This is a genomic window from Halorubrum sp. CBA1125 (genome assembly GCF_009742825.1).
Lineage (GTDB): Archaea > Halobacteriota > Halobacteria > Halobacteriales > Haloferacaceae > Halorubrum.
The window spans coordinates 1-11600 of the sequence record NZ_WPCE01000088.1 but is presented as its reverse complement, the minus strand read 5'-3'; the positions used below and the strand labels follow the sequence as shown (position 1 = coordinate 11600).

Annotated in this window: 21 protein-coding genes and 1 pseudogene; 9 read left to right on the top strand and 13 right to left on the bottom strand. The window is 59.5% G+C overall.

Annotated features, from left to right (window positions below):
• A partial coding sequence (locus GJ633_RS09430) for a GMC oxidoreductase (RefSeq protein WP_231741318.1) occupies nt 1-738 on the top strand: 738 nt, incomplete at its 5' end.
• 658 nt (nt 739-1396) lie between these two features.
• Here the strand turns inward: GJ633_RS09430 and GJ633_RS09425 are convergent.
• From GJ633_RS09425 to GJ633_RS09410, 4 genes are read right to left on the bottom strand one after another with little or no spacing between them, the layout of a single operon-like run.
• The gene (locus GJ633_RS09425) at nt 1397-2416 is read right to left on the bottom strand and encodes a site-specific integrase (RefSeq protein WP_156588618.1); all 1020 of its coding nucleotides are present in this window, start codon (nt 2414-2416) and stop codon (nt 1397-1399) included.
• 59 nt (nt 2417-2475) lie between these two features.
• Nucleotides 2476-2646 (bottom strand): hypothetical protein, encoded by a 171-nt coding sequence (locus tag GJ633_RS09420; RefSeq protein WP_156588616.1) that lies wholly within the window; start codon nt 2644-2646, stop codon nt 2476-2478.
• Nucleotides 2643-2876, bottom strand: a complete 234-nt coding sequence (locus GJ633_RS18510) for a helix-turn-helix transcriptional regulator (protein ID WP_156588615.1) — start codon at nt 2874-2876, stop codon at nt 2643-2645. The genes GJ633_RS09420 and GJ633_RS18510 overlap by 4 nt, the downstream gene beginning before the upstream one ends.
• Before the next feature lie 51 nt (nt 2877-2927).
• Nucleotides 2928-3083, bottom strand: coding sequence for a hypothetical protein (locus tag GJ633_RS09410; RefSeq protein ID WP_156588614.1), 156 nt, complete (start codon nt 3081-3083; stop codon nt 2928-2930).
• Between the two features lie 335 nt (nt 3084-3418).
• On the opposite strand from GJ633_RS09410, the gene GJ633_RS09405 reads away from it, so the two are divergent.
• Nucleotides 3419-3874, top strand: coding sequence for a hypothetical protein (locus GJ633_RS09405; protein WP_156588613.1), 456 nt, complete (start codon nt 3419-3421; stop codon nt 3872-3874).
• On the opposite strand, the gene GJ633_RS09400 is transcribed toward GJ633_RS09405, so the two are convergent.
• Nucleotides 3871-4218, bottom strand: coding sequence for a hypothetical protein (locus GJ633_RS09400; RefSeq protein WP_156588612.1), 348 nt, complete (start codon nt 4216-4218; stop codon nt 3871-3873). The genes GJ633_RS09405 and GJ633_RS09400 overlap by 4 nt on opposite strands.
• 567 nt (nt 4219-4785) lie before the next feature.
• Here GJ633_RS09400 and GJ633_RS09395 point away from each other — a divergent pair.
• Together GJ633_RS09395 and GJ633_RS18130 are read left to right on the top strand one after the other, a co-directional pair.
• Complete coding sequence (locus GJ633_RS09395; RefSeq protein WP_156588611.1) at nt 4786-5649, top strand: hypothetical protein; 864 nt, start codon at nt 4786-4788, stop codon at nt 5647-5649.
• Nucleotides 5636-5764 carry a hypothetical protein gene (locus tag GJ633_RS18130; RefSeq protein ID WP_255470615.1) on the top strand — a complete coding sequence of 43 codons (129 nt, stop codon included), beginning with the start codon at nt 5636-5638 and terminating at the stop codon, nt 5762-5764. Before GJ633_RS09395 ends, GJ633_RS18130 begins: the two co-directional genes overlap by 14 nt.
• Nucleotides 5765-5968: 204 nt before the next feature.
• On the opposite strand, the gene GJ633_RS09390 is transcribed toward GJ633_RS18130, so the two are convergent.
• The 7 genes from GJ633_RS09390 to GJ633_RS09360 form a co-directional block, all read right to left on the bottom strand.
• Nucleotides 5969-6109 carry a hypothetical protein gene (locus GJ633_RS09390; RefSeq protein ID WP_156588610.1) on the bottom strand — a complete coding sequence of 47 codons (141 nt, stop codon included), beginning with the start codon at nt 6107-6109 and terminating at the stop codon, nt 5969-5971.
• A complete protein-coding gene (locus tag GJ633_RS09385; RefSeq protein ID WP_156588609.1) occupies nt 6102-6281 on the bottom strand; it encodes a hypothetical protein in 180 nt (59 codons plus the stop codon). The genes GJ633_RS09390 and GJ633_RS09385 overlap by 8 nt, the downstream gene beginning before the upstream one ends.
• Entirely contained in the window at nt 6274-6645 is a 372-nt protein-coding gene (locus GJ633_RS09380; protein WP_156588608.1) for a helix-turn-helix domain-containing protein, read from the bottom strand. Before GJ633_RS09380 ends, GJ633_RS09385 begins: the two co-directional genes overlap by 8 nt.
• Nucleotides 6646-6760: 115 nt before the next feature.
• Nucleotides 6761-7030, bottom strand: a complete 270-nt coding sequence (locus GJ633_RS09375) for a hypothetical protein (protein WP_156588607.1) — start codon at nt 7028-7030, stop codon at nt 6761-6763.
• Nucleotides 7017-7445 carry a hypothetical protein gene (locus tag GJ633_RS09370; protein ID WP_156588606.1) on the bottom strand — a complete coding sequence of 143 codons (429 nt, stop codon included), beginning with the start codon at nt 7443-7445 and terminating at the stop codon, nt 7017-7019. Before GJ633_RS09370 ends, GJ633_RS09375 begins: the two co-directional genes overlap by 14 nt.
• Entirely contained in the window at nt 7438-7665 is a 228-nt protein-coding gene (locus tag GJ633_RS09365) for a hypothetical protein (RefSeq protein WP_156588605.1), read from the bottom strand. Before GJ633_RS09365 ends, GJ633_RS09370 begins: the two co-directional genes overlap by 8 nt.
• Nucleotides 7662-7850, bottom strand: a complete 189-nt coding sequence (locus GJ633_RS09360; protein WP_156588604.1) for a hypothetical protein — start codon at nt 7848-7850, stop codon at nt 7662-7664. The genes GJ633_RS09365 and GJ633_RS09360 overlap by 4 nt, the downstream gene beginning before the upstream one ends.
• Before the next feature lie 184 nt (nt 7851-8034).
• Here GJ633_RS09360 and GJ633_RS09355 point away from each other — a divergent pair, with 184 nt between their 5' ends.
• The 5 genes from GJ633_RS09355 to GJ633_RS09330 all read left to right on the top strand — a co-directional run bounded on the left by GJ633_RS09355 (nt 8035) and on the right by GJ633_RS09330 (nt 10017).
• Nucleotides 8035-8478, top strand: a complete 444-nt coding sequence (locus GJ633_RS09355) for a helix-turn-helix domain-containing protein (RefSeq protein WP_156588603.1) — start codon at nt 8035-8037, stop codon at nt 8476-8478.
• Between the two features lie 141 nt (nt 8479-8619).
• A complete protein-coding gene (locus GJ633_RS09345; protein ID WP_156588601.1) occupies nt 8620-8811 on the top strand; it encodes a hypothetical protein in 192 nt (63 codons plus the stop codon).
• Entirely contained in the window at nt 8804-9193 is a 390-nt protein-coding gene (locus GJ633_RS09340) for a hypothetical protein (RefSeq protein ID WP_156588600.1), read from the top strand. Before GJ633_RS09345 ends, GJ633_RS09340 begins: the two co-directional genes overlap by 8 nt.
• A complete protein-coding gene (locus tag GJ633_RS09335) occupies nt 9186-9539 on the top strand; it encodes a hypothetical protein (protein ID WP_156588599.1) in 354 nt (117 codons plus the stop codon). The genes GJ633_RS09340 and GJ633_RS09335 overlap by 8 nt, the downstream gene beginning before the upstream one ends.
• 271 nt (nt 9540-9810) lie before the next feature.
• Complete coding sequence (locus tag GJ633_RS09330) at nt 9811-10017, top strand: hypothetical protein (RefSeq protein ID WP_156588598.1); 207 nt, start codon at nt 9811-9813, stop codon at nt 10015-10017.
• A 77-nt stretch (nt 10018-10094) separates the two neighbouring features.
• Here GJ633_RS09330 and GJ633_RS17175 read toward each other — a convergent pair.
• Nucleotides 10095-11600: pseudogene (locus GJ633_RS17175) on the bottom strand (hypothetical protein); the annotation flags it as partial.

Sequence of the window (11600 nt, the reverse complement as noted above, 5' to 3'; positions counted from 1 at the left end):
CCGAAGAACGACTGGGTCGGGCGGGGCCTGACCATCCACTTCGGGGATAACGTGATGGGCCTGTGGGACGCCGACGATCTAACGGAGCCTTTGGGCAAGGAGACGATCGACCAGCACGAGGGCCAGGACATCGCGGCGCGCCTCGATTACCCAGGGGTGGGCATGCTCCAGACCGTCGGGACCGCGCCGGGGATCGGGGCGATTTTGGGCTTCGGCGCGAGCGCGTCGGGGTTCGCCTTCCAGAACGACCCCGCCGACGCCCCCTGGGACACGACGGGGCGGCTCGCGGGTGCCGAACTGAAACGCCTGCTCTCGGACTACCGTCGGATGCTCCAGGTACTCGTCGTGAGCGACGACCGACCCCACCGACGAAACGGAGTCTCGGTCTCGCCGGGGATCGAGGACGAGCACGGACCGATCCCGCTCGTGAACTACGAGCCCAGCGAGGGCGACCGACAGCGCCGGGACGAGCTCGCGGAGATCGCTGCCGAGATCCTTCGCGAGGCCGGCGCCTCCCACGTCCACCGCTCGGACTCCCCGCCGACCGCCCTCCATGTCCACAGCACGATGCGGATGGGAAAGGTCGTCGACGAGGTCTGTGAGTCCTACGACGTCGACCGGCTGTTCGTCGCCGACCATTCGGCGCTCGCCAACGGCGTCGGGGGCGCAAACCCGACCAACACGGGCCAGGCCCTCGCCGCCCGGACGGCCGACAGAATTGTCGATCGGTACTTCTAGGTGAGCGATGTATCGATCCACGCGGTGGCGCGCCTGCAAGCGTCCCGGAGGGAGCCGCAGCGAGGCGCTACGCGCCTCTGGCAGCCGGCGCGAAGCGCCGGAGACGAGGCTGGGGGGCGTGAGGCGCGGTCGCGGTGCAGTCGGGTGGGATACAAAGGGGCAGGCGTGAGAACGAACCCCACCGACGCAAGGATCGCAGGGAGCGAACCGAGTGAGCGACTGAGGACCACAGCGAGGTGCGGGAGTTCTCACGCCTGGGGCTTTGGCGGTGTTCGCGTCGGAACCGATCGCAGACCGACCGATCCCACCCCGCTCAAAAAAAGCGTCCTCGTAGCACTTTCAACGACCAGCTGTTTCGGACAAATGTCTATTTGAAAATATGTTTCGAGTGCAGGTGGTATTCCCTACGCAGTATGCGGAATGTCGGAGAAGCGTACCGCGCTATGGACTCGCCGGGATTGTGAACCACGGGAAGACGGTCGCCTCGCTCCGCTCGGCGCTGCGACTTCCCTGATTAAAATCTTGGCTTGACCATTCTCACTCCCTCGCCACGGCTCGGTCGTTCCGATGGACTCGCCGGGCGTCGACCGACACACTGGCCCTGCCGAGGCCGATTTCAGTCGTCGCCGCCGTCGTCGGAGAAGATCGCATCATGGTTTTAGGCTCCCTCAATGTGCTCGCGCCGCAGTTCCATCTTCTCGCGCTCGGTGCGCTCGTCGTAATGCTGCTCGAGAATCTCGCCAGTGACGTTCGACCGCTCGGAGATGATCTCCTGGGGCGTCCCGTCGCGAAGGTGCTTCGTGATAGATCCACGCCGCACCGGGTGCGGCGAGACGCTCGACGGGCACTTACTCGCCTCCCCGTAGTTGTCGACCGCCTCACAACTCTCGGGTTCGCGGTCGTGTGGGCACTCACCGGTCACGCACGGCCGCGTGACCTTGTACACGTCCGACCGCATGGCGGTCTCTGACAGCCGTCCCTGATTGCTCGCGATAAGCGGCTCGCGGCCGTAGTCGTCGCGAACGCTGGGACGGTTGTGTTCCAAGTAATCGGCGATCACCTCACAGTAGTGCTCGCCGAGCGCGATAGACCGCTCGGCACGCCAGCCGTTCTTGAGTGGCGTTCCCGACTCGGGGCGGTGGCGGACGTCGAGACACCGGGCGTCAAAGTCGATATCATCGACGTCGAGCGCCCGAACGGTCCCCATCCGGCACCCGGTATGCCACATGATCGCGAGCGTGACGTGCCGGCGCGAGGCGTACTCGAAGGTGTCGAGGTAGTCGAGCACCTCGCGCCCCCGGTCCGCCTCCAAGATCGTGTCGTCGGCCTCCTCGGTAGGATCGACGTTCGGAAGGTGTACGCGCTCGCGCATCCCCTCCGGAACGGCGTCGATCGCGGCTGCGAACTCCAAGAACTTCCGGAACGTCTGAAGCGTCCCGACGACCGTGATTTTGCTCACGTCGTCGAGCCGCCAGCTCCGGTAGCGGTGGATGTCGCGCCCGGTGAGTTCGTTGAGATTATCGAGGTCGCCCTCACTGTCGCACCACTCGGTGAACGTATCGAGCCGGTAGCGCTGATTTTGAAGCGTCTTCTCCGACAGATCGGCGCGGCGGTGACTGAAGTACAACTCGACAGCCTCGGCAGGGGCGATCGGTTCGAGTTGGGAACGATCAGTCATGTCGTCCCGCTCGTCGCCTCTCCCGGCGCCGTCATAACCGCTGGGGGTCTCGGTCTCGGTCATGAAGACACGCCCAGAAACGTCTTCGCGTGTCGGTTACAGAGGATCGCCTCCCGCCCGTCGACTACCCACCGCTTCGCGTCGCGCCAGCAGCTCGGCGCGGCACAGGGCGGCACCTCGTCGTGTTCATCATCATCGCTCTCGGTCGCGCTCTCGAGCCCGACGCTCATCGTTCACCCCGCCCCCGTTCTCGATAGATCTCTAGAAGTTCTTTGACATCTTCGAGCCGAGGTGAATAATCACCGTACTCCCAGCGCCGGACTGTAGATTCATGCCACCCGCCCGCGTCGGCCACTTCGACAATGGTGAGACCGGCGCAACACCGAAGTTCACGGAGCTGCTGCTGTTCTGGAAGCTCGAAACTGTTTGCGTCGGCGATACTCCCGGGGCGCGTACTCATCGTTCACCCCGCGGTCCGATGATCCCCCGGCGCTTGCACCGACGCTTCGCTTCAGCAATCTGCGCGGCGAGCTCGTCGCTGACACGGGGGGTCGGCGCCGACCTCCCAGAGCACGGCCGCGATCCCGTTGACGTGGCTCGGCCGGTGCGGGTCGATTTCTAGCTGTTCGCCTCCGATCGTCGTTTGGGTGGTGTTCCCGGCTGACATCGCTTGTCTCCGGCGATTTCACACCTTCCGACCCGAAGCTGCGACCTTCGGTAGAATTTAGTTCATGGACCGCGAAGGAGTATCCACACCCGCGGGACATTGGGGTGTGGGTGTACAGTCCACGAACACTCAACGGCGTTGAAGGGTGTGAGGTTGCCAGCCCCTCTTCCACGCCGTGAGGTCTTCTGACGTACCCGAGACCGCTAGTGAATACCAGCGGGGGCTTTGTGCCTGCTTAGACGCATTTACAGAACGCTTTATGATAAGTGTTGTGGGCAGGAATATTATTTTGTTCTGCACCAAAACTATAATAGAACAGAGACGTGTTTTTGAATATGGGATTGACCAAAACGCAGGACGATATCGAAAGGGCGATACTGGCAATCTGCAGGCCAGAATCGCCCCTCGCGACGGTCGAGGACATAGCCGAAAACGCGTCTGTGAGCGATCAGACTGTAAGGAATAACGCGGATGCTGTTGTGGAGCAGAACAAATATATCGAGAGCAAAACAGTTGGGCAAGCAAATATCTACTACGTGAAGAGATCGTTGGCTGATGAGATCTGGAACTCAGAGACTGAGACCCTGTTTGACCTTCAGCAGTCCAATGGTGACGCGTCTTATGCCGAAGTTCGGGATGCTGAAGATTCATCTTTCGACCTTGAAGTGCGCTATTACGACAGAGAGGCTGAAGTGATAGAAGACTACGTGCCGACATCTGAGGAGCTAGGCCGGATCGCGTCGTCTTACGGAGTTTCGCCAGTGGCGATAAAGTTCTACGGGCCTTTCTAAACTACTGTCACTAAGAAGGCGGGGGCGTCGGTTCGCTCGGACACGTCGCGGATCGCTACTTGGTCGGTCCCGGTGAGCTCAAACTCGTCACCGAGATCGCGTGGAATGGTCATCCGGTAACTCCCGGCGGATGTCGACACACTCACACGGAAGCCCGCTGTAGCTGGCATGCTCTCGACGATGTCCTCCAGGTCGGTCTCGGCCTCGGCGTCATCCAGCGCGCCCTCGAGGCGGTCGAGGCGACGCTCGTACGCACGGAGCCGGTCGAGTACTTCGTCAGGCAGCTCCTCGTCGAGCGGCGCTAAGTCCTCACCGTCACCGTCGTCCAAGTCAAGTATTGCCATACTACCGAACACGGCCCGATAGACCTTAATCGTGGTCACGTACTGCGATTGACAGACAGCACACAGAGGATTCCAGATCCATCCAGCGACACCGAGGCGGCTGTTCACCAACAGGGGGAGAATCGGCCACTCACACGAACAGACAAATCCGGGAGTAAATGGCGGTGAGCAGCGTATAAGTAGATGATCCCGTATCTGTTCAACACCCCGTTAAACCCCCTTCCCCGGGTGTGTGGGGAGTGATAGATCTCTCTATTAGGTAAGGAAACGCGCGCGACCCCGCGGGGCCGGGCGCGCCGAATCGTGCTGGGTGGAGAAGATCGAAGTTGTCACCACTCAACGGACAGTTCAGGCGCTCGCAAGGAGCGCTACCACGTAGATGCCCCCGACGAGCAGCAGCAGATCGATTCCAATAGGTGTTGATCTCTCAACTAACAGCCTTTCTGGACGTACACATTTGTCACCAGTGAGCTCAACACCACCGGCTGCTGACGGTTTGTAATCCCAATCTTGTGGTAATGTGCCCCCCGGCGAAAGAGTTAATATGTCGTCATATGACTACCCGGTGTGACTGTTGGCATCGCAGCGATATCTCAGGAGCGATCCGACCCGAAGGTGGTTTTGGCGGCTGATCGGATGATAACCACCGGTCAAAACCCACGTATCGAGTATGAACACACTCGAAGTAAAATCAAACCGATACACGACAACTCAATCGTCTCTTGTATGGCGATCGCGTCCGGTACAGTGAGTTTTATTGAGGAATTTTTTACCAAACTCGAAGACAAATTCTCAGACCAGGATCCAACAGGGGTTAGGCAGATTGCCGACGAAGCACGCGATGCGTATACAGAAGTAGGACGCCAAACAGTCGAAAATCAAGTGCTCGAAAAGTTCGATCTTAGTATTTCGGATCTGACTAATGGCGGAACGGCGTTTGAATCGGATGTGTTGTCCAGTTTTCTTTCGGATGTTGCTGATGCTCAGGATGATTTCTCTCGACAGCTAGAAGTCTTGGTAGGCGGTGTTGATCCACAAGGTGCACATATTTTTTCGATTCAGGGATTTGATCTGAATCCTCAGAATACAATAGGCTATCACGCGGTTGGGTCCGGGACTCAGCCAGCACGTTCAGTATTCATTCGAAACGAGTACTCAACCGACACCGACGTTAGCGAGTCCATAATCAATACCATCGAAGCCAAGGTTCAAGCTGAGGAAGCCCGAGGAGTAGGGCGAAAAATGGACCTTGCAGTTGTCAACCGTCCACAAGAGGATGAGCAGTGCTGTGAGGAATTTTCCAGAGAAAAGAAGGACAAGTGGGTGGAACTGTACGAAGACATTATAGAGGCTGAACAGCAAAAACGTCGTGAAGTTATTAGTGATGCGGATCCAGAATACACCCGAGGGGAAATAGATGAGAATAGTTGAAGACGAGCCGCCAGACCGGAATAGCAATCTCAAGAAACTGGCAGCGAGATCGCGTAATGGCGATGCTGAGGCCGAGGTCGAAGAGCTTAAAGAAAAAATCAAACTCGACGGGTGACCGGTATTTTTTGACACGCGGGCAATCGCGCGACGACGTCGTGGACGATCGCAACCAGCGACAGCCGGGGCAGTTCTTCCTCCGAGATGAGACGGATTCGCGGGATATTTTATTCATTGTATGATAGATAAACAGGCAAACAGCAGCGCGAGGCCAGCGCCGACACGGACTGTCATGGTGGTGTGAATTGGTGGGCTCGGTCGTTCAGTCTAAGTCGCCGTCTGCAATCGCTGTCTCGGGATCGGTGTTGGTCTCCCATTCGAGCTCTGCCTGCTTCGCTCCGAACAGTAATTCACCGCCATCGGCCGCCTCTGTGTGGGGCTGTCCGGGATACGGTCTACTCATCGCCCTCTTCACGCACGCCGGCCAATTCGAGCGCACGCTGAAAGCGCGGTGATATCTGATGATCGGCGTCAGCGATTTTTTCGAACAGTTCACGGGTCTCCGGGTCGTTCTGAAGCCTTTCAACTGCGTCTTGTGGCGGCCAATCTGCGCGTTCTGGGTGGTCTTCACTCATTGTTGCGATCTCTACTAAGCACGCGCTGAAGGGAAGAACCACCGTTGCCGGGGTCTAGCCCGTAGCGTTGCATCCACTCACCGACTTGGCTCTGATCACAACCGAGTTCCTCGGCGATCTCCCTCTGGTTCTTCCCCTCGAAATAGTACAACTGACGGAGCCTCGCCGGGTCGCGGTACGGGTACTCTTCGAAGACGCACTCGGCGTACGCCTCGATGATGCGATCGACGACGTCCATATCTACGTCCGCCATCTCGGCAATCCGCTCGCGGTCCACGCTTCTCATCACATCGGCTGAGAGCGGCTTCCTGAGGTCGAAGTTCTTCTTCAGAATCCCGTCGGGGCTCGGTTGCTGCTGGCTCATCGGTTACCTCCGTGTGGATGTCCCGGGTACGGTCCACGTGCTTCGCGGGCGAACGACGACAGGTGCGTCTGGAGCGGATCGTGCGCGATCGCGTCGAGCTCGTCGAGCGTCCGGGTCATGACTCGACTCCGGTCTCGGGGTCGGTGTCCGTCTCCCACTCCAGTTCCGCCTGCTTCGCCCGCACGATCTCGTCTCGAACATCCTCGAGGAAGGTCTCCGCTTCGTCGATACGGAATGAAAGCTCGACATCGAACCCACCGAGCTGAATGCAGAGTTCAATCATCCCGATTCCATCTTCAGCGTGAGAATCCGTCTCCCAACCAACGGAATAGGAGTACCCCCCGCTGCCGAGAACACGCCCAGCGCAGTCGTCAGATCCCGGCATCGTCTTCACCTCGGTCGACCCGTTCAAACTGGTCAGTCTCACTCTCGACGAGTGCGATAGTGGCGTCGAGGCGATCGCGCACTTCCTTCGCCTCTGCCACAGAGAGTCCGACGGCCGTCGACGCGATCGCTTCGTCGTCCTCAGACTCGACGCCGAGCCCGATCGTGTGATCCCAGTTGTAAAATAGGACGCGGGCGCTAGCGCTCGGTCCGCTCTGCATGGTCACCGGGCCCGCCTGGAGGTCGATGAATCCGCGTCCGTCGGAGTCGAACACGCTAATATCGCAAGCGCGATTCCCGTTCGCGAAGAGTTCGCTGTGCAGCTCGTCGAGATCGCGCTCACTTAGCTCCGCGTCGAGCAGCGAGCCGCTAGCGACGCCGACGACGCCCGCGAGGAAGCCGCGACGGCTACTCATCGTTCACCTCACGCAGCCGCATCGCGTTGGAAGTGAGTTCCTTCGCGAGTTGTTGGGCGTCGTCAGCGTCGAGGAGAATATTCATCTCTCCAACACCAGCGTCGATCCCCAGTGAGATCACACCGCCGACACCGCCGGTGAGCAGCTCGACGTCGGCGGTCGCGCCGTCGGTATCGATCTCAGCGCGGCCGGTCGCGTGGCCGGTTACAGAGCCGCTCATGCTCTCATCTCCGCGGCGCGCAGCCGCTCGCCGAGCGCTGCTGCCTCTGCCGTCGTCATGCCGTCGACGCACCGCCAGTCGACCGCTTCGAAGGCGTCGATGAGTTGGTCTAGTTGCTGTTCGACTTCCGCCGTGCCCCCTTTACCCGGCTTTTTGTCGGTGGGGGGTCGATCTATAGTCGCCATCGTTGGTGATGGCCCGGTCGAGGGCGTTCCTGCGCCCCGGCCGCTTTGGACCGTTCCCGAGCTACTTCTACGTCTCTCACCCACCCACTTATCATTAACGCTGTAAATGGTGTTGGTAATGTTGTTCGAAAAAACTATGTGAATGACGTGGGGATTATAACTGTGGTATGAAATGGCGAAGGTAATGGCAGATCCAAAAGAGCAATTCGATGAAATACACTGGAACATCGTCGATGTTCTCAGAGAGGGGAGAGCAACGCCATCTTACTTGTCTGAGCGCGTTGGAGAGAGCCGACAGCTCGTCTCCCAACGTCTCCGAGATCTTCGCCTGTCAGGGTACGTCGAGAAGGTGCACAAGGGACTGTACGAGCTCGTTGAAGACCCTGAAGATGATATGGAATCGTCTGGGGGGAAAGAAGAGATCAGTAACGTTGACGAGGCTATCGCTACAATCAAGGAGATCACGAAAGACGAGTCTGGGGATGACGAACGACGGGGACAGCTTCGCGACGAACTTCCCGGGAGCGGAGACCTCCTTGACCGCCGTGTAGACGCCATCCTGTCGATGTACGATCTCCTTCGTGAGGAAGGCGAGGCGAAAAAAAGACGATCTCCTCGATGCTGTTGACATCGACGAAACCGGCTACGCGAGCCGCGACAGCCTGTGGGCGAATATGATCAAGGGTCGGGACACGCTGCGGGCGCTCCCGGGCGTCGAGTCGCCGGCTAAGGGTGGGTCTCAGTGGCGGTACACCGACAGGGAAGAGCCATGAACGACCGTGTCCTGATCGGCGCGATCGCGGTTCTGCTCTTAGCGCTTCGCTCGCCGCCGATCCTCCGCGCCACAGACGCGCTGACTGCGCTCGGGATGTTATTTGGCACCGGCTTGGGAGGTCTGCTTATTGGGACAGTCGTCGTCCGCGGCTACCGTGCTATCGGATCGGGTGATTCGCATGAGTGAAAACCAGAAGACCATTGAGGAGTACCCACACAACACGCAGATCGTTCGTGAGCGGCGACACAGTGCCGCCGATCGCTACCACTATGTGAACGCCTTCGGCGAGCGAGAGAAGAGCTTCGAGAGCGAATCGAAAGCGCGCCTATTCGCGGACGTGCAGACGGTGACAGGCGGCTTCCGTGAGGAGAAGACCGGAGAGCGTGGCGTCCCACCGACCGTCGCACGCGCCCGTGAGGACGCACTAATGGCGTACCTCGCATCGAACGAAACCATGGGGGTTGAGTGGGTCGCACGCGCCTTCGACGTCGACGAAGAAGTTGTAAGGAACAACTGCCAGATGGTTCAGAAGCGAGCCGCCACAGTACGTGAGGCAAACGATGAGTGACGACGACAACGAGAGCGACGAGCACGAGCCTGTCGATATCAGCGACCCGTGGAGTAAGCTTCAGCCGGTCCTCGCAGGGCACGATCCGAAGGCCGACGGCTACAAGATCTCGGATGTGGTTTCCGTGTTCCCCGTTCGCAATACCGAGCGCAACCTGTGGGAGCTTCACGTTCACGAGGTTAACACAGTCACATTCGACGCCGACGCCTTTGTGACGACGGCGGACCTGGGTATGTATATCAACGGCGTGCTGGAAGGGTTGGAACAAGGCGTTGCTGAGCAGCGTGGCGAGCTCGACGACGATCCGCGCCCAACCGGGCCGGGTGGCGGAAAGGAGTTCCAATGATCGCCGTGGAACCGGGTCTTCGAGGCCGACCCCCAGGGGACAGACACAGATTGAACGGTGATCCCCGATTGATGTACTTTCGGCAGTGTCCTCGAGCTCAGCTTACCGGACCGATACATCAATCACACCGCCGTGACCGGTGCCGGAGTCGGAACACGCCACGATCCGCACGTCGGTATATAAAAAATAGACGTTTGGTTACCCTTTCACGCGGTGGTTCCAGGCGGTTTTGCGGGGGGAGTACATCAAAATGAGCCACTATTCGTACCCGATGAACGACGAGCGGGAGCGTTTACTAGACAGACTTGAAGAGGAAACCGACGCGGCGACGAGAGCCGAGGCGGTCGATACTGCGATTCGGCACTTCTTACAGGATAAGCAAAACCGAGAGGAGCATTGGGAGGAGTTCACGCCGGAGCAGCTTCGGTTGCTGAACACGTCCGAGCTGAAGGTATCGTACTATCCAAAGGTGAGGTGACGCGAGCCACGAACAGAGCGGCTCACGTCCGCACAACCTCATACGACGCTCGGTAAATCGCACTTCCGTGAGCGGGGTTACTGTAGGAAATCTGGGGCTGGGATGTCCGCGACGAATACCTCCTCGTCTAGCGCGGCCTCGAGCTCCTCTTCGATCGGGATGTACTCATCATCTTCTTCAATATCGAGATCGGGGATCCGAGGCGTTCTGGGAACACCCGGGGGTTGTTCTGGCACACTAGGTGGCTCGATTATCGGCTCTAGCGGATCGAAGTCCATCGGAGGGTCGTCAACTGGTGTGAGACCCGGGCCGCCCGGGATCGGGTCATGGCCCGCCGGCGGCGGGGATTGGTCCTGTGTAGTATCGATATCTGTCGGTGCGCCGACGCCAGCCTCGGCTTTGTTGTCAACACCTACATCAGCCTCAATGCCGGTGTCGAGCGCACTATCGCTCTCAAATCCAGTGTCGGTGTCCGTGTCGGTCTCGGGTGCCACGGCTGTGGGGTCGTTTACGTCCTCGATCGTGCCCAAATCCTCCTCGACATCCGGGAGGAAATCGATCATGTCCTCTTGTCCCGTAGAGCTGGGTTCATCCACCACCGGAGGATCCGGATCTATTCCGGCATCAACTCGCGGCGAGGGTGCGATCCCTGTTGGGTCGTTCACCTCGTCTATCTCGCCAATTGAAGCACCATATCCGGATGCCTCAACCTCGTCAGCTAGCGGTGAGGGTGTGATCCCTGTCGGGTCGTTCACTTCTTCTATCTCGCCAATGAAAGCACCATTATCGGACGCATCAACCTCCTCAGCACTGCTGAGCCCAACACCTGCGCCGACCGTTTCGCCGTCGATTACACCGGGATCAACCGGTCCCACGGGATCGTCTATGGTGTCACGGAGATCTGTTCGCGGGAGATCCGTCGTCTGCGCGCGCGCCTGGATCTGGAAGTTGCTCTCGAAATCATCGATCTCCGTCGCGGTCGATGGTGATCCACGCCCAGAGATCCCCGGGTTGATGTCGTCGTCGCCCACGTCAACCGGCGTCGGATCGCGCGGTGCTTCTGGCACGCTCTCGCGCTCGATGTCGCCGTACCGTTGCTCCTGTTCGAAGATCTGCTGTTCCTGCTGTTGTCGGGCGAGATCTGCCGTGTCGTCCTCTCTCGCAACGATATCGTCAGCCTCAACCACCTCATCCGCCTCGTCGACATCAACATCACCGCGACGCTGCCGGCCGATCTGTGCTTGCCCTCGGTTGGCGCTTGCGAAGTCGTCGAAGTCAATTCGGGCTAGGCGCCGGGCTGAACGACTCGCTGCCGCGCCCGCGCCAAACCCGCCAGCCACGGACCCGAATACCGTTCCGGCTGTTTCAACCGGGGAGCCGGACTCTGCTACAGCCTCGATTCCCTCACTGACCTCTTCGGCGCCTTCCGGGTCTGGAGCAATCCCGACCGGCACGCCACCGACCACACCTATCGGTTGGAGCCCCTCCTGAAGATTACATCGTCGAAACGCGCCCCCTGCATCCGCGGCGAGGGCTGCTGCGGGGCTGATCTCCTCAACGATCTCTTCCGAGCCTTCCAGATC